The sequence below is a fragment of the Ruminococcus sporogenes genome, from assembly GCF_054655175.1.
This window is the reverse complement of the sequence record NZ_BAAHOA010000004.1, coordinates 15,813-33,280: the sequence shown is the minus strand read 5'-3', so window position 1 is coordinate 33,280 and position 17,468 is coordinate 15,813. Positions and strand designations below refer to the sequence as shown.

The following is a 17,468-nucleotide window of genomic DNA, read 5'->3' as shown; positions in this document are numbered from 1 at the left end:
ATCATATAATAAACTTTTAAGAACATATAGGAGGTTTCGCCTATGACGAAAAAAGTAAAGCTTGCAGAGGCTGCAAAGGACCTTAAAATAGAAAATCAGGAGCTTATAGATTTTCTTGAAAAATATGACGGGACAAAAAGAAAAAATACGACAGCCTTGACAGATGAGGAAATGAATATTATTTTAGAAAACTATTCACAGAAGAATCAGGTTGAAAGCTTTGACGATTACTTTGAATCTAAGAATAAACCGTTAAAATCAGACGCGGAAAAGGAAGAGGAAAAGTCCGTCAAAAAGGAAACGGTAAAAAAAGCCGCTTCTAAGCCTAAAAATACTAGGAGCGCGAAAACAGCAAATCCGGAACCGGTTCAGGCTAAAAAGGAACCGGCAAGGAAAGAAAGCGCCAAGACCAACCTTAAACCTGTCAAAACAGAATCTGATAATATAAAGGCGGAGCAGAATAAAAAGAACGCCAGACAGCCGGCTAAAGCGCAGAAGCACGGCGAAAGACAGAAGCTGGGAACCAATATGTCGTCGAGCGTGGACACAACAGTCGCCAATAACCGCAGGACAATTGACACCAGAGGCTCTTATGTTAATCTGGATAAATACAATGAGCGCTATGAACAGATAGCTCCGACCGGCGGCAAGCATCATAAGGATAATTATTCCAAAAAGCAGAAAATCAATCAGAAATCGGCTCAGAGGAATAAAAATAAATATTCAAGCAAAAAGGAAACGGAGTCTGACAGACTTCGCCGTATACAACTGGAAAAGGCCAGAAACCAGCAGCTTAAAATCATGATACCCGATGAGATAACCGTGGGAGAACTTGCGGCAAGGCTTAAGGCGACTGCTACGCAGGTTATCAAAAAGCTTATGGGACTCGGCGTTATGGCTACGATTAACGAAGTGATTGATTATGATACCGCGGCGCTTGTAGCAGACGAAATGGGCGCTAAGGTAGAAAAGGAAGTTATTGTTACTATTGAAGAGCGTCTTATCGACAACAGTGACGATAATGACAATAATACGGAGGAAAGAAGCCCTGTGGTTGTAGTTATGGGACATGTAGACCACGGTAAAACATCGCTTCTCGACAGAATCAGACACGCGAACGTTACAGCCTCGGAGGCTGGTGGAATCACACAGCATATCGGAGCTTATCAGGTTAAGGTGCAGGAAAAGACTATAACCTTCCTCGACACTCCCGGTCATGAAGCTTTCACCTCAATGAGAGCCAGAGGCGCGGACATTACAGATATCGCTATCCTTGTAGTTGCCGCCGACGACGGCATTATGCCTCAGACAATTGAATCTATAAATCATGCGAAAGCGGCCGACGTATCTATAATAGTAGCTGTCAATAAGATGGACAAAGAAGGAGCCAATGTAGACAGAATCAAGCAGGAGCTGACTGAACACGGTCTTGTCGTTGAGGAATGGGGCGGAGATGTTATGTGCGTTCCTGTTTCTGCAAAAACGGGAGACGGCATTAAAGAACTGCTTGAGGACGTACTTCTCATATCAGAAATGAAGGAGCTTAAGGCTAATCCAGACAGGCTTGCTAAGGGCGCCGTTATAGAAGCAAGACTCGACAAGGGAAGAGGACCTGTCGCTACGCTTTTGGTGCAGAACGGAACGCTTCATACGGGAGACGTAATAATTGCGGGCACGTCTGTCGGCAAGGTTAGAGTTATGACGGATCATAAGGGCGATAAAATTGATTCGGCAGGACCTTCTGTGCCGGTTGAAATAACAGGACTTGCCGAGGTTCCAAGCGCAGGAGATACCTTCAATGCCGTTGAGGATGAAAAGCTTGCCAGAGAGCTTGTTGAACAGAGAAAGCACGAGGCAAAGCAGGAGCAGTTTAAGTCCTATCAGAAGGTTACCTTAGATAATCTGTTCAGTCAGATAGAGCAGGGAGAGGTTAAGGAACTGCCTATTATTGTAAAGGCGGACGTTCAGGGTTCGGTTGAAGCGGTTAAGCAGTCACTTGAAAAGCTTTCAAATGAAGAGGTTAGAGTAAAGGTGATTCACGGCGGCGTAGGAGCGGTTTCGGAAAGCGATATTATGCTGGCAGAGGCGTCCGGAGCTATAATTGTCGGATTTAACGTGCGCCCCGATCCTGTTGCCGAGGAAAATGCAAAGCGCGACGGCGTTGATATAAGGCTTTACAGAATAATTTACGACGCAATAGAAGAAATCGGTACCGCTATGAAGGGAATGCTGTCGCCTAAGTTCAGAGAGGCGGTTCTCGGAAAAGCTGAGGTAAGACAGGTTTATAAAATTTCAAATGTCGGCGCTGTCGCAGGTTCTTATGTCATAGACGGCAAAATAACAAGGTCCTGCGAAATCAGAGTTGTACGCGACGGTATCGTTATTGCCGAAGACAAGATAGATTCGCTTAAGCGCTTCAAGGACGATGTAAAGGAAGTCGCAAAGGGCTATGAATGCGGAATAAGTCTTGAACGTTTTGCAGATATTAAGGAAGGCGATATCCTTGAAGGCTTTATTATGGAGGAATATACTGAATAAGCTTTTTTAGTAGATATTATGCCGGAATAACTTATTCGGAGGTAGCATATGTCCAGTTTCAAGGTAGGAAGAATGTCTGAGGACATTAAACGCGAGCTGACCGATATTCTAAGAGATATCAAGGATCCCAGAGTGGACCGGATGCTGACGGTAGTCAGAGTCGATCTTTCAAACGACCTTTCTCACTGCAAGGTATATGTGTCTTGCTTTGAGGGCATTGAAAGGGCTGAGAAGTCGGTCGAGGGTCTTACAAGCGCGGCGGGATTTATAAAAAGAGAGCTTTTTCATAGGCTTCATATGAGAAAATGCCCGGATTTAAAGTTTATTGCTGACGATTCCATCGCTCACAGTGCAGAGATTAACCAAAAGCTTAAAGAGCTTTGAGGATATGATTTATTAGGAAGTGAAAATATGAAGATAGATTTTAATGAAGCGGCAGGGCTTTTGAAAAATTGCGGAAACGCATATATTCTTATTCATCAGAGCCCGGACGGCGACTGTACCGGCTCGGGCGCCGCGCTTTACCACATATTGAAATATATGGGAAAAAAAGCAAAAATCATATGCTCTGACGAAATACCAAAGAGGTATGGATTTATAACTGACGGATATACCGACGAGGATTTTGAACCTGAGTTTATTATAGCCTCGGATGTAGCCGATATAAATCTTCTTGGAAGATACAAGGAGATTTACGGCGGAAGAGTTGATTTATGCATAGATCACCATATTTCTAATACGGATTACGCTGAAAAAACTCTTGTATGCCCCGACGCGTCGGCAACCTGCGAGGTGGTTTTCGAGCTTATGGAAATGCTCGGCGTACCCTTGACGGAAGATATTACAAAATGCATATATACGGGAATTGCAACCGATACAGGCTGCTTTAAGTATGAAAACACTACTGCAAGATGTCACGAGATAGTAGCTGAGCTGAAAAGGACGTTCGATATTGGATACGCTAAAATAAACCGAGAAATGTTCGAGGTAAAGAGCAGGGGAAGAATAAAGATAGAGAGAGCCGTAACCGATATAATGGAATATTATCTCGACGACCGCTGCACTATGATCTGTGTTACTACTGAAATTCTTGACAAGTGGGGAGTTGATTCCTCAGAGCTTGAAGGTCTTGCCGGAATTCCTTTACAGGTTGAGGGAGTAGAGGTTGGAGTCACAATAAAGCAGAGAGATGAAAACAGCTATAAAATATCAATGCGTTCCGCTAACGAAGTAAACGTGTCGGATATTTGCGCTTCATTAGGGGGAGGCGGACATGTCAAGGCGGCAGGCTGTCTGCTTTACGGTACGATAGACGAGGTCAAGAGGAAAATAGTGGACGCTGTTGCAGAAGGAATTAAAAAATGCAGTTAAACGGCATAATCTGCATAAATAAGCCGGAGGGCTTTACCTCTTTTGATGTAATAGCTAAAATGAGGGGTATCCTTAAAATGAAGCGTCTTGGACATTCCGGAACTCTTGATCCGATGGCAACAGGAGTTCTTCCGGTCTTTGCCGGAAACGCTACTAAAGCGGTTAGTATTATCCCGCATACCGGAAAGAGCTATATTGCGGGCTTTAGGCTTGGGGCTGTAACCGATACACAGGATATTACCGGAAAAATCTTATCTGAAACGAAAGCAGAGGTTTCACTTCGCCGGATAGAGGAGGCGGCCGACTCTTTTTTAGGCGAGTTAAGTCAGATACCGCCTATGTATTCGGCAGTGTCTGTCGGCGGGAAAAGGCTTTACGAGCTTGCCAGAAAAGGCGTCGAGATAGAGCGTAAGGCGAGACGGATAACCGTCAGCTCTTTTGAAATAGCCGATTATGATGAAAAAACCTCTGAAGGAAGGATATCCATAGCCTGTTCCGGAGGAACTTATGTAAGAACTCTTATTCATGACCTCGGACAAAAACTGGGCTGCGGCGCGGTAATGACAAGTCTTGTAAGAACATGCTCTAACGGATTTAAGCTTGAGGATTGCATTACGCTTGGGGAGCTTGAAGCGTTAAGGGATAATGGCGGACTTAAGAACGCCGTTATTTCTGTTGAAAAGCTTTTTGCCGATATGCCGGCAATTTATCTGAACGAGCTGAAAACTAAGCTGTATAAAAACGGGGTGAAGCTTCGCCTTGACAGGCTCGAAGGCTTTGACGGAAAAGAGCGTTATAGAATTTATTCATATAGAAAGGAATTTATGGGACTTGCCTTTGCCGATTTTGACAATAACGAGCTTAGGGTTTTGAAAAACCTTTATCAGGACGGTGACTGTTAAAATGATTGATATAACCGGCGGATCAATGAAAAGCAAGGCGGCCGTTGCTCTTGGGATATTCGACGGCGTTCACTGCGGCCACAGAAAAATTATAAAAGCCGCCGTAGATTATTCTAAAAAGGGCTTGATTCCGGCAGTTTTTACATTTCCGGCTGACGGAATAAGCTATAAGCACGGAAAACCGTATGAGTTTATTTACGGGAACAGACAGAAAATTGATATACTTAGCAGACTGGGAGCAGAATACATTTATTCGCCTGATATAAGCGATGTATTTGAGATGAGCGGTGAAGAATTCGCTGAAAAAATACTTGCCGGAAAAATGAACGCGGAAGCGGTCGTATGCGGTGAAAACTTTCGTTTCGGAAGAGGGGCCGCCTGCGGCGTATGCGAGCTTGAGAGCTTTGGCAGAAGATTCGGCTTTGAGTTGAGCGTATGCGGCATGGAAAGGAAAAACGGGCGCGAGGTAAGCTCGGAAATTATACGGAGGCTTCTGAAAAACGGGGAGGTTTCCGAGGCGGGAGAGCTTTTGGGAGAAGCTTACTTTATAAGCGAGGAAGTAAAAGAGGGCGCCAGGCTTGGCAGAACGCTTGATTTTCCTACGATAAATCAGATTTTCGGTCAAAAACAGCTTGTGCCCAGAAATGGCGTTTACCATACGTTAACGCTTATTGACGGGAAAACCTACAATTCAATAACCAACGTGGGAGTTAAGCCTACGATTGAAAAAAATACGGATCCCTTGGCGGAAACGCATATACTTGATTATTGCGGAAATCTTTACGGAAGAATAATAGAGGTTCGTTTCCTGCGATTTGTAAGAGATGAAAAAAAATTCAGTTCCATAGAGGAGCTTAAAAATCAGGTTCATGAGGATATAGCCCTAATTCGACAGGAAAAAACGGATACAATACGCTAAAGTCTTTAAGAAAGGAATGAATTTAAAATGTCACAAAGAGTAAGAACAAGATTTGCGCCGAGCCCTACAGGATATATGCATATCGGCAATCTGAGAACGGCTCTTTACACATATCTTATAGCTAAGAAAAACGACGGCGACTTTATTTTAAGAATCGAGGATACCGATCAGGAAAGATACGTCGAGGGCGCGGTAGACGTAATATACGATACGCTCAGAAAAGCTGGACTCAAATGGGACGAGGGCCCGGATGTAGGAGGCGAATACGGTCCCTATGTGCAGTCTGAACGAATGGGAATGTTCAAGGATTACGCTTTAAAGCTTGTTGAAAGCGGAAATGCTTATTACTGCTTCTGCGATAAGGACAGGCTTGACGAGGTGAGAAAAATCCAGGAGGCTTCTCACATACCTCCGATGTACGACAGGCACTGCCGTAATCTTTCTAAGGAAGAAGTCGAAGAAAAGCTCGCGGCGGGTATACCCTACGTTATTAGGCAGAAAATGCCGCTTGAAGGAACAACTACGTTTCATGACGAAATATATGGAGACATTACGGTGGACAATTCTACGCTCGATGATCAGATTCTTATTAAGACTGACGGTATGCCGACATATAATTTTGCAAATGTCGTTGATGATCACACAATGGGGATTACTCATGTTGTAAGAGGAAACGAATATCTCTCCTCCGCTCCGAAATACAATCTTCTCTATAAGGCTTTCGGCTGGGACGTTCCGGTGTATATACACTGTCCGCCGGTTATGAAGGATCAGACGTCAAAGCTTTCAAAGAGAAACGGAGACGCTTCGTTTGAGGATATTGTGGCAAAGGGATATCTTCCGGAAGCCGTTGTTAATTTTATTGCCCTTTTAGGCTGGGCGCCAAAGGGAGAGGAAGAAATTTTCAGTCTGGAGGAACTTGTAGAAAACTTCGACATAAGCGGTATTTCAAAATCGCCGGCAATATTTGATCCTGTAAAGCTTAAGGCTGTCAACGCCGCTCATATAAGAAGAATGACGCCGGAGGTATTTCTGGAGCATGTTACTCCTTATATCCGTCAGACCGTAAAGAGACAGGATATAGACCTTCCCCTTCTTGCTTCGGTGCTTCAGCCAAGAACTGAATTATTTAACGATGTTCCTGAAATGGTTGATTTTATTGACAAGCTTCCGGAATATGATATAACAATGTACTGTCACAAGAAAATGAAAACCAATGAGGAAACCTCCCTGAAAGCTTTAAAGGCGGTTCTGCCGGTTCTGGAAAAGCTGGAGGACTGGAATACGGAATCTATTCATAAAGCGCTTTTTGGACTTATAGCAGAGCTTGAAGTGAAAAACGGCTGGCTGCTTTGGCCTGTAAGAACGGCGGTGTCCGGAAAGCAGTTTACTCCCGGTGGCGGAGTCGAGTTATGCGATATTTTAGGGAAAGAGGACGCTTTGGCCAGAATACGCAGAGGAATAGAAAAGCTTTCATAGCTTTTTCATAGAACTGTCACATTAATTAGATATAATGTTAATGCTTAAAAGCTATGTTAGGAGGTAGCGCTTAAAGTATGATAGAGGTAAAAAATCTCACTAAGAATTACGGTGATAAAAGGGCTGTGGATAATATAAGCTTTACTGCCAATGACGGTGAGATATTGGGATTTCTCGGACCGAACGGCGCCGGAAAATCCACGACAATGAACATTCTTACAGGATATATTTCATCCACTTCCGGATCGGCGCTTATAAACGGCGTAGATATCCTTGAGGATCCGATAAAGGCTAAATCCAATATCGGATATCTTCCGGAGCTTCCGCCGCTTTACCTTGATATGACTGTAAAGTCCTATCTGAATTTTATTTTTGATCTTAAAAAATGCAAGCTTCCGCGTAAATCGCATCTTACAGATATATGCGAGCTGTGTAAAATTACAGACGTTAAAGAAAGAATAATAAAGCATCTTTCTAAGGGCTATAAGCAGCGTGTGGGGCTTGCTCAGGCGTTGATAGGAAATCCGCCTGTGCTTATTCTGGACGAGCCGACTGTGGGACTTGATCCTAAGCAGATGGTAGAGATCAGAACTCTTATTAAGAAGCTTGGAAAAAATCACACAGTTATACTTTCTTCACATATACTGTCTGAAATACAAGCCGTCTGCGACAGAGTGGTTATAATAAATAAGGGAGAAATTGCAGCGGACGACACAGCCGGAAATCTTTCAAAAAAGATTTCAACTGACCACCGCCTCATATTGAGGATAGAAGGAAATAAGGATGAGATTCTATACGAGCTTAGAAAAATCGAAGGTATAAAATATGTCAGGGCGGATATGGAACGCGAGCCCGGCGTATTTGAGTTTGAGCTGGAGGCTGAGGAAGGAATCGACCTTAGACGTGAGATAAATAAAACGGTTCAGAAGCACGGCTGGCCCATTCTTATGATGAATTCCTCGGAAATGACGCTCGAGGATATATTCCTTAAAATCACAATGGGCGAAGGAGTTCCGGATCAGTTGAAAAAGCTTCAGGAAGCAAGGCCCTATGAAAATGAATCTGAAAGCGGAGGTAATAACTGATGGGCGCTATATTCAGGCGCGAGCTTGGTTCATTTTTTACATCAAGCATCGCTTATGTATTTTTGGCAGTATTTTATGCCTTTTCCGGATTTTTCTTTTATTCGTCGACGCTTTATTCAGCGTCTACAGATATGACCGGATTGTTTTCCACACTTTTCACTATTATAGTGTTTCTTATACCTGTTCTTACTATGAAGTCCTTCAGCGAGGAAAAAAGACAGAAAACTGAACAGGGGTTACTGACTGCTCCGGTAAGTCTCGGAGGGATAGTTCTCGGAAAGTATTTTGCAACTATTTTAGTTTACATAATGGGCGTAAGTATTATATTTATATATGCTCTTATATTAAGCTATTTCGGAGACGTAGCATGGAATATATTATTTGCAAATTATATTGCCCTCATTCTTCTGGGAGGCGCGTTTATTGCTATAACTATGTTTGTTTCCGCACTTACCGAAAATCAGGTGGTAGCGGCTGTCGGAGGATTTCTTCTGTTGATGGTTCTGCAGATGTTCGACGTTATTGCCTCGTTTATTAAGATTGATTTTATCGCTAATTTATTTACTTCATTATCCTTTTATAATAAATATAATGAGTTTACCTATGGTATTTTCAATCTTTCAAGCGTGCTTTTCTATATCAGCGCCGCTGTTATTTTCAATTTCCTGACTATCAGGATTTTTGAGAAAAGACGCTGGAGCTAAGGAGGATAAATGCAAATGTCAAATGACGCGATTAAACCCGAAAAGAAAAAAAGATCTTTTAATAAAAGAAAGTTTAAATATGGATTTGTGGCTACGGTTATAACGTTGGTTTTCATTGCGGTTGTAATAGTGGTGAACCTAATAGTCGGTATTTTGACCGACCGTAAAAATTTAAAGCTTGATTTAACTGAAAATCAGCTTTTTGAGGTTTCTCAAGATTCTATAGATTACGTGAAATCCATAAAAAAAGACGTTGAAATAGCTGTAATGAAAAATGAAAGCTATTTCACAACCGGAAGTACATATACAAAAATGGTTCTTGAAACCTTAGAAAAATATAAGAATTATTCCGATCATATTAAACTTGATTATTATGATATTGCTTCGAATCCTGATGTTGTGACTAAATATTCAAGCAGCTATAATGGAGAAATAAAGGAAGGCGATATTGTTGTTGCGTCCGGGGATAGAGTTAAGGTTATGAGCGTAGACGATCTGTTTACCTTTCAGTCCGATTATTACGGCAACAGCAGTATTACCGGATATAAGGGCGAGCAGGAGCTGACGTCTGCAATTATGAGCGTGACGGACGCCAATCCAATTAAGGTAGCGTTTATAAGCAAATACAACGGCTCGGCTATCTATCACTCTGATAACGCTTATTCAATTTCCGCGCTTTATTCAATGATGGATAAAAACGGATACGAGGTTTCTGAAATAGATATAATGTCTGACGAACTTTCTCCGGAGGATTATGATATAACAGTACTTCCAGCGCCGATTAACGATCTTACTGAAGATTGCATAACAAAGCTTGACGATTTTCTTTATAACGGAGGCGATCTTGACAGAGATTTGATTTATATTGCGGACGTTCTACAGTATTCAACTCCTAATATTGATGATTTTCTTGAGGTTTGGGGAATTGAAATCGGCGGAAGCATAGTTTATGAATCAAGCAATGACAAAAGTCAGTATGTTACGACTATGAAGGGACAGCTAAGCGCGCCGATTGCGGTAATAGGAGACGAAACCTACAGCGAGGGTTTGTCTAACACAAAGCTGCCTATAATTGCTCCGTTATCCCGACCTGTAAACCTGCTTTTTGATGCGAATGTTGACAGAACAACCTCGGCTCTTCTGACAACCTCCGACACAGCTTTCCTTTACCCGCTTGAAATGCAGACTGCGGAAGAGGCGCAGGCAAAGGCGGATGCTTCTGAAAATGAAGACGCTGCGGAAGCCGAAACAGAGGAGACTACGGAGTTTGATCCTGACAGCGCTGAAAAATCCCAACAGAACGTTATGGCTGTTGCAACAAAAACTAATATGGACAGCGAAAATAAAGCTCATGTAAATAACGTAATGGTTATCGGCAGCGCGACGATACTTGATCAGGTTTTGTTATATTCCAGCAGCTATAACAATGCTGAATATATTATAAATTCAGTTAATAAAATGTGCGGCAAGGAAAACGGAATCATTATAGCTGAAAAGGATCTTTCTGTCCAGACTATTGATATTACGTCTTCTCAGATTAAAGCGATCAGCAGAGTAGTGATATTCGTAATTCCTCTCATAGTTGTGGCAGCGGGAATCGTTGTATTCATAAGGAGAAGAAACCGATGAAAAAGAACATAAAAACGCTTATCGCCTGTGCTGCGGCTCTTGCGGTTGCAGGCGGAGGATATGCGGTATTGGTTCTCACCGGCGATGACGATTCAGAAAAATTATCGTCAGGCGATTCGTCTGTATCAGATTCGGCTTCTGTTTCGACGCCTATTTTTGAATTTGAAAAGGAAGATATACAGTCTGTTTCAGTTAAAAATACTGAAGGAGAATATAAGGCTGTTCCGGCAGGCGGACAGACGGAAGACGAAACGATTACGTTAACGATAGAAGGCTTTGAGAATCTTCCGCTCAACGACACTTTATTAGGCACATTATTAAACAGCAGCACTTCTCTTAGCTCAGATTCAACGGCTGAGGATAATCCGTCCGATATTTCAAAATACGGTTTGGATAATCCTGCGGCAGAAGTGACGGTTAAAACTTCTGCCGAAGAAAAGACGCTGCTTGTAGGAAACGAATCTCCCGTTGATGGGGAGACCTACCTTATGGAAAAGGGCGGAAGCGCCGTTTATCTTGCCGCGACAAGCAGCTTGAGCGTATTTCAGAACAATCCGGAATATTTTATTTCAACAACTCTGCTTGAAGAGCCCGCTGAGGACAGTTATCCGAATGTGGAAGAGATAAGCATTTCAAGAACTGACCTCGATTACGATATAGTTCTCGATTACGATGAATCGGCTGATAACGAGGACGAAAAGAGCGGTACGCTTGCTACTCACTATATGACCGAGCCGATATTTGCATATCTTGACGTTGAGAAATCTCAGGACGCCACTCATGGATTATTCGGTCTTACTGCTCAGTCGGCAGTGTCAGCTAATCCCGGAGACGAGGAAATAAGCGCGGCGGGGCTGAAAGAACCGTTTTGTACGGTAATAATGAAAACTGACGAGCCTGAAACATATACTTTAAAAATCGGAAATCAGCTTGAATCAGAGGACGGAAAATATTATCTCGTTATGATAGATGGAATCGACGTTATTTACGCCGTATCCTCAGACAGCCTCTGCTGGGCGGAACTTCAGCCCGGAGATATTACGTCTAAAATGATTTTCGGTACTTATGTATGGGATATTTCAAAGCTTGAAATCAGTATTAACGGAGGAGAAACTGTCAGCTTCAAGGGAAGCGGCTCTGACGAAAGCGATTATACCGTTACTAAAAACGGAGATAAGTGTGACAGCGAGCGATTCAGAAGCTTTTATACATTTTTACTTAAAACCTCGGCTGAGGAATTTGTAATAGATGAAAAGCCTGAGGGAGATGCTGTCGTTACAATAAATCTTGAAACTCAGGACGGGAAAACCAAGCAGACTATAGAATTTTTTAAATCTGACGGCAAGAAAGCGCTGATAAGCGTAAACGGAGTACCGAGCTTTAAATGCAGAATGGCCTATGTGGATCTGCTGATTGAAAATCTCGGAAAATTCGACTCTGATGAAGATTTTGTTATGAACTGGTGACATTATCCGACATCATATGCAGACGAAGTATGATAGAATAGAATTACACGACATTAGATAAGGAGGAGAAATATGAGCAGCAGTTTTTTTACTTACAAGGGATATCCTCTTGTCAGACACGATAATGTGATTTACTACGGCAACATGTCTGATGATTATGTAGTTATGCTGCAGATATTGCAGAAAAAAAAGGTTAAGGATCTGGAGATTGCCAGTAAGATAAAGGTTTATCAGATGTCAACAGATTTAACGCTGCCGCCTAATAAGGCTATTACAAAAAGCAGTGAAAAGGAAAGTCTTTACGAGGCGCTTGATCTTGCAAACGCATGGCTTAAACGTACTGTCAAAAGCTGAAAATAAAAGTATATTAGAATATTATGCAGAGTCTTGAAAAGACGTAATTTAAGCTGCCGCCGTTTTAAAACGGCGGCAGCTTTTTCCTTTTTTGAAAAAATAAAGATTTGACGACATTGCCAAGAGGATTTAGCTTTTTATATATGAAAAAATACCTGCGCTTAAAAAGCGCAGGTATTTTGAGTATTAGCCGATACAGCCGAGTCTTTGCTTATCGTCATATCCGCGGATAAAATCAACATAAAAGTTCACTGCCCTTGCCAGTGAGGAAACGTTAAGGTTTTCGTTGACCGCATGTGCGGATTTCATTTGACTGTCGGTCATAGTCAAAGGAACAAACCTTAAAACGCAGTTGCATATTTTTGTGTAGTGTCGCGCGTCTGTTCCGGCAAGCATGACATATGGTATTACGGGAATTCTGCCAAAGGTGTTTTCAACCTGCCTGACAACCTTTTTATAGGCGGGACATGTTGTATCGGCAGCAGGCGGAATATCATATCCGGTAATCATTTCCATCCATATATCGTTTTTATCGGCAAGCTTAAGCATTTTTTTAAGAGAGGCTTCAAGAGGCTCATGAACCATAAATCTCATATTCGCAGTTGCGGACGCCGTTTCCGGAATTACGTTTGCGCCGCGGCTCCCTTCCGCCATAGTGAACACGCATGTAGTAGATACGAGAGCTGCAGGCTGTCCGCCCATTTTTTTCATGAAAAACGACATAACCGGTTTAAGCAGCCAAACGTTTCCTAAAAGAAAACGGTATTTAAAAGGCATATACGGCGCCATTGCCTTATACATTTCAACGACGGGTTTTGTTAACCTTGCCTTGAAAGGCGGCCGTGATTCGACCTTGTTAATAAGTCTCGCTAATCTTGCGAATGGATTGTGTCTGAAAGGAATACTGGCGTGTCCTCCGTGTGAATGAGCTATGAATTTTACGTTAGCCCGTCCCTTTTCCAAAACTCCTATCATAGCGCAGGCGGCTTCTGATCCCATCATGTTTCCCATTACAGAGCCGCCCTCGTCCATCACAAGCTCAGGGCGTATTCCGGCGTTATACATATATTCAACTGTTTTTACTGCTCCGTCTCCGGTTATTTCTTCATTGCATGAGGAGGCTATGTAAAAATCCCTTTCAGGGATAAAACCCTTTGAAAGCAGATACTCTACGCTTTCCAGTATCGCGCATAAAGCGCCTTTTGTATCTACGGCGCCTCTGCCCCATATTTTTCCGTCGGCTATGGCGCCGGAAAACGGAGGATATTTCCAGTCTCCGGCAGCTTCAACCACGTCATGGTGAGACATTAGCAGCACCGGAGCCTTTTGACGGTTCTTTCCCTTCCATTTGTACAAAAGAGCGCCGTCTATATCCTTGACCTCAAGTCTGCTGTGAATCAGAGGGTAAAGCTCTTCAAGCCTTCTGTGCATTTCATAGATTTTGGTCAGGTCCCCGTTTCCTCTTCTGCTGACAGACGCGACCTGTATCATTTTTGAAAGGCGTTCCGCATGGAGACTGGGATTTATTCCTTCCTTTTCCATATTATAAGGAATTTCAGCGCCGCATTCTTTTTTTATTATTTCTGTGCGTATAAGCGCAATAAATAAAAGTATGGCGATTAGACCAAACAATCCGGCTATAGCAAATAAAAATATCATATAAAATCTCCGTTCTACATATCAGACAGTCTGACAGTTTTCTATATTCAAGATTTTCAGCAGCTTTTCTGCGTCCTTGACGCTTAATCCATGAAGCTTGTTTTTTTTAGCTGTTTCCGAATTAAAATAGAAATCCAAACGGCATCTGCCGAGTTTCTTTTGTATAGGATTCTGAATTATCTGTATTTTAACTATTTTGTTCATATCGGCCAGAACGGTATGGAAAGCAAAGAATCTTGAATATCTTATGCTTATAAAATTATCTTCAATCGAGGCGCCTGTTGAGAACAGGGCGGCTATTTTTATAATCAGCATCCATATTGAAGGAATTTCCGCCATAATGGCAAAGAAAAGCACAAACTGATAAATGGACGGGATATAGTAAATGAGTATTTTTGCGGCAACCGGTATACCCAGACATAAGGATAAGGGTATGCCGGCGAATGTTATTACCGCCGCCCTTTGCGAAGCTATTGTTCGTTTACCTATTCTTTTTCCGAAATCCAGAATATCTAAAGCTCTGTTTGACTGCTTTCTGTTTAAAATCGGCAGCAGCACCGGCAGTTCGTTTTTTTCATTTCCATAGCCGGAGCAGCTTATATTCAGCGATGTTTTCCTGAAAATCTTCATGATCATGCTTTGGCGCATATCAATATAGTTTATTTTATCAGAAACAATATGAAAGCTGCGCCTTGTAATGGTTCCCATCTTTATTTCAAGCGAACGCTTATTTTTTTTCATGACAAATCCTGCATATCTAAGGATATTTGAAATAAAAGAAAAAAGCCATGTAATTATTATAATAATGGCGAGCGTTATAGCGGCGGGAGGAATACTCAGGGCAAATTTTGAGGAAACCTCGCTGGTAAGCTGGTTAAAGGCGTTCTTTAATTCGTTTTCCAGAAGATCCTTTGAGATTCTGCCGAACTGAAAAAATAATGCGGACATATAAATTACCCCTGATATACTGCTGGAGAAAACAAACGCGAAAAAAACTATAGTAAACCATTTTGGACGCACCTCAAAGGTTTTTTTTACCTTATTATGAGGATTGGGGATTTTATGATGCAGCCGCCGCAGATCCTTTCTTCTCATAAGCAGCGACATATCCGAGCCGTTGAACGCGCCGGCACAGGTATCTACGCTTACCCGCACTGCCTTGAACGGCCGAAGATAAAACGAATGCTCCGCTGTAACTGCGGAAATGCTTTCGTATGGAATAGACGTTTCTTTTTTTATAAATATTCCGGTCATAAGAGAAACCTCATTTTCACCGAATCTGAACCATGTGAATATCCATCTGAAGTATCCGAAGCCTATAATCAGGGCAATGACAAGTATATCGAACCACGCTCCGGTTATCCAGCTATAAAAAACGTCAAAATCAAGGTGAATTGTTCTGATTCCCCTGAGAAGAGGGAAAATCAGAAGCCAGATATTTTTCGAAGCGTTTTTCAGTATTTTAAGAGGATGCTCGTGATACATTTTACGCTCACTTTCTGAATCTGAAGCTTAGCTCTTCAAAATCGTGTTTATTCAGAAACATAATGGTCATCATGCCGCCGAATGCATAAAGCACGACAAAATTAAGCCCTGTAAGCCTGTTGAAGGGAGTTGCGACCGAAGTCGTATACTGAATTGTTTCAAGCTTCATAATTTGTTTTTTTATGAAAAAGAATCCGCTGACCTTAATAATTTTTTCGTCTGAAACGTAATAGCAAAGGTTTCTGAAATATATCGGCAGATAGATAACGGTAATAAAAAATCCGGCTGCAAAGAATATTATATTAAGAAAAATCATAAGTTTAGGAATAAAGGAAAGAAAATATGCGCAAACGCAGAGAAGAGCAAACGTTATTATAATAACTGCTAAACGCAGAATATTAAGACAATTTTTATCCGAATAATATTTTTTCATGTTTCTCTCCTGTATAAATCTATATAACTTTATTATAGCATAAAATAAATGCTAAATTCAAGAAGGGATTGAAAATAATGCTGACGTTGATTAATGATCTGGTGTGGGGGAAGCCTCTTTTGATTCTTTTGCTGGGGACAGGTTTGATATATACCTTGCGACTTAAATTTTTTCAAATAAGAAAATTCCCCTTTATCATGAAAAAAACGTTTTTTTCGCTCTTTAAGGATAAAACAGCGTTAAAAAGCCGCGACTGCGACAGTATTTCACAATTTCAGGCGGTTTCAGCGGCTCTTGCAGCGGCAATGGGTACGGGAAATATAGCCGGCGTCGCAACTGCGATAACATTGGGCGGTCCGGGAGCTATATTCTGGATGTGGGTATCCGCGATAGCCGGAATGGCTCTTGTATACGGAGAAAACTATCTTGGAACGGTTTACAGACGTAAAAAGCACGGAAGATGGTACGGCGGTCCTATGGCCTATCTTGAAAACGGCGCAGGAAGCAAACGGCTTGCCTGTTTATTTGCGGTGTTCTGTGCATTTGCCGCTTTGGGAATGGGAAATATGACTCAGGTAAATTCGATTTCCTCTGCTCTTGACGGCTGCTTCGGAATACCGCCGCTTGCTACCGGTATAGCCGCTGCGGTTATTGCCGGTATCATAATTTCAGGAGGTATTAAAAGAATAGGTTCGGCGTCTCAGGCTCTCATTCCTTTTTTATCAATAGTTTATATAGCTGTTTCGGCATATGCTATAATCTGCAATATAGAAAACGTTCCGGGCGCTTTTTCGCTTATTTTCAAAGAAGCCTTCGGTATTAGGGAGGTAGGCGGAGGAATAAGCGGAGCAGTTATAAGCAAAAGCGTTAATGCCGGATTAAGACGAGGCGTTTTTTCAAACGAGGCAGGACTTGGAAGCTCAGCGGTGCTTCACTCCTCCGCGGACTGTAATAATCCGGGACAGCAGGGAATGTGGGCTGTTTTCGAGGTATTTGCGGATACGATTGTATGCTGCACGGTTACGGCTCTTGTTATTCTCACAACAGGCGCCGCGGACAGCGGAAAGGACGGGGTTCTTCTTGTTACGGAGGCGTTTGGCAGAATTGCCGGAATCGGAAGACTTTCTCCGTATTTTATTGCTGCGGCAGTGGCAATGTTTGCTTTTGCGACAATTATAGGCTGGTTTTACTGCGGCGAATGTGCTGTTACATATCTGTTCGGAGATTCCGGAATTCCGTTTTATAAATTTATATTTACAGCGTTTATAGTAGTGGGCGCGGTTTCAAAGCTTGAGGCGGTCTGGATGGTTTCCGATATTTTCAACGGTCTTATGGCTATACCCAATCTTACCGGACTGATTATTTTAAGAAAAGAAGTAAAATCTGTATAAAAACCTTAGGTTTGCGGGAATACTCCTTTTGGAATAAACAACCGAAAGGAGTA

The 17,468-nt window shown here is 42.2% G+C and carries 15 protein-coding genes; 12 read left to right on the top strand and 3 right to left on the bottom strand.

What is annotated here, in order from left to right; translation table 11 throughout:
- Nucleotides 1-42: 42 nt before the first annotated feature.
- From infB to ACYQ0N_RS13055, 11 genes are all read left to right on the top strand, one after another.
- Complete coding sequence (gene infB / locus ACYQ0N_RS13105; protein WP_460162957.1) at nucleotides 43-2,538, top strand: translation initiation factor IF-2; 2,496 nt, start codon at nucleotides 43-45, stop codon at nucleotides 2,536-2,538.
- Between the two features lie 48 nt (nucleotides 2,539-2,586).
- Nucleotides 2,587-2,922 carry a 30S ribosome-binding factor RbfA gene (rbfA, locus tag ACYQ0N_RS13100; protein ID WP_460162956.1) on the top strand — a complete coding sequence of 112 codons (336 nt, stop codon included), beginning with the start codon at nucleotides 2,587-2,589 and terminating at the stop codon, nucleotides 2,920-2,922.
- A gap of 27 nt (nucleotides 2,923-2,949) precedes the next feature.
- Nucleotides 2,950-3,909: a DHH family phosphoesterase gene (locus ACYQ0N_RS13095; protein WP_177531978.1), complete on the top strand. Its 960-nt coding sequence runs from the start codon at nucleotides 2,950-2,952 to the stop codon at nucleotides 3,907-3,909.
- Nucleotides 3,900-4,811 carry a tRNA pseudouridine(55) synthase TruB gene (gene truB, locus ACYQ0N_RS13090; RefSeq protein ID WP_460162955.1) on the top strand — a complete coding sequence of 304 codons (912 nt, stop codon included), beginning with the start codon at nucleotides 3,900-3,902 and terminating at the stop codon, nucleotides 4,809-4,811. Before ACYQ0N_RS13095 ends, truB begins: the two co-directional genes overlap by 10 nt.
- A 1-nt stretch (nucleotide 4,812) precedes the next feature.
- Entirely contained in the window at nucleotides 4,813-5,730 is a 918-nt protein-coding gene (gene ribF, locus ACYQ0N_RS13085) for a riboflavin biosynthesis protein RibF (protein ID WP_460162954.1), read from the top strand.
- A 27-nt stretch (nucleotides 5,731-5,757) separates the two neighbouring features.
- Nucleotides 5,758-7,209: a glutamate--tRNA ligase gene (gene gltX / locus ACYQ0N_RS13080; protein ID WP_177531975.1), complete on the top strand. Its 1,452-nt coding sequence runs from the start codon at nucleotides 5,758-5,760 to the stop codon at nucleotides 7,207-7,209.
- Between the two features lie 77 nt (nucleotides 7,210-7,286).
- Entirely contained in the window at nucleotides 7,287-8,294 is a 1,008-nt protein-coding gene (locus ACYQ0N_RS13075; RefSeq protein WP_177531974.1) for an ATP-binding cassette domain-containing protein, read from the top strand.
- Nucleotides 8,294-8,998 (top strand): ABC transporter permease subunit, encoded by a 705-nt coding sequence (locus ACYQ0N_RS13070; RefSeq protein WP_460162953.1) that lies wholly within the window; start codon nucleotides 8,294-8,296, stop codon nucleotides 8,996-8,998. The genes ACYQ0N_RS13075 and ACYQ0N_RS13070 overlap by 1 nt, the downstream gene beginning before the upstream one ends.
- A gap of 15 nt (nucleotides 8,999-9,013) precedes the next feature.
- Nucleotides 9,014-10,627, top strand: a complete 1,614-nt coding sequence (locus ACYQ0N_RS13065) for a DUF7088 domain-containing protein (protein ID WP_460162952.1) — start codon at nucleotides 9,014-9,016, stop codon at nucleotides 10,625-10,627.
- Nucleotides 10,624-12,093 (top strand): DUF4340 domain-containing protein, encoded by a 1,470-nt coding sequence (locus tag ACYQ0N_RS13060; protein ID WP_460162951.1) that lies wholly within the window; start codon nucleotides 10,624-10,626, stop codon nucleotides 12,091-12,093. The genes ACYQ0N_RS13065 and ACYQ0N_RS13060 overlap by 4 nt, the downstream gene beginning before the upstream one ends.
- Before the next feature lie 72 nt (nucleotides 12,094-12,165).
- Nucleotides 12,166-12,447, top strand: coding sequence for a hypothetical protein (locus tag ACYQ0N_RS13055; protein ID WP_177531970.1), 282 nt, complete (start codon nucleotides 12,166-12,168; stop codon nucleotides 12,445-12,447).
- 186 nt (nucleotides 12,448-12,633) lie between these two features.
- On the opposite strand, the gene ACYQ0N_RS13050 is transcribed toward ACYQ0N_RS13055, so the two are convergent.
- The 3 genes from ACYQ0N_RS13050 to ACYQ0N_RS13040 are packed head-to-tail and all read right to left on the bottom strand — an operon-like array spanning nucleotide 12,634 to nucleotide 16,024.
- Nucleotides 12,634-14,106, bottom strand: coding sequence for a M20/M25/M40 family metallo-hydrolase (locus tag ACYQ0N_RS13050; protein ID WP_460162950.1), 1,473 nt, complete (start codon nucleotides 14,104-14,106; stop codon nucleotides 12,634-12,636).
- 21 nt (nucleotides 14,107-14,127) lie between these two features.
- Nucleotides 14,128-15,591, bottom strand: a complete 1,464-nt coding sequence (locus tag ACYQ0N_RS13045) for a PH domain-containing protein (protein ID WP_177531968.1) — start codon at nucleotides 15,589-15,591, stop codon at nucleotides 14,128-14,130.
- 7 nt (nucleotides 15,592-15,598) lie between these two features.
- Nucleotides 15,599-16,024 (bottom strand): PH domain-containing protein, encoded by a 426-nt coding sequence (locus ACYQ0N_RS13040; protein ID WP_177531967.1) that lies wholly within the window; start codon nucleotides 16,022-16,024, stop codon nucleotides 15,599-15,601.
- A 77-nt stretch (nucleotides 16,025-16,101) separates the two neighbouring features.
- Between ACYQ0N_RS13040 and ACYQ0N_RS13035 the strand changes: the two genes are divergently transcribed.
- A complete protein-coding gene (locus ACYQ0N_RS13035; protein ID WP_460162949.1) occupies nucleotides 16,102-17,415 on the top strand; it encodes an alanine/glycine:cation symporter family protein in 1,314 nt (437 codons plus the stop codon).
- Nucleotides 17,416-17,468: the final 53 nt, after the last annotated feature.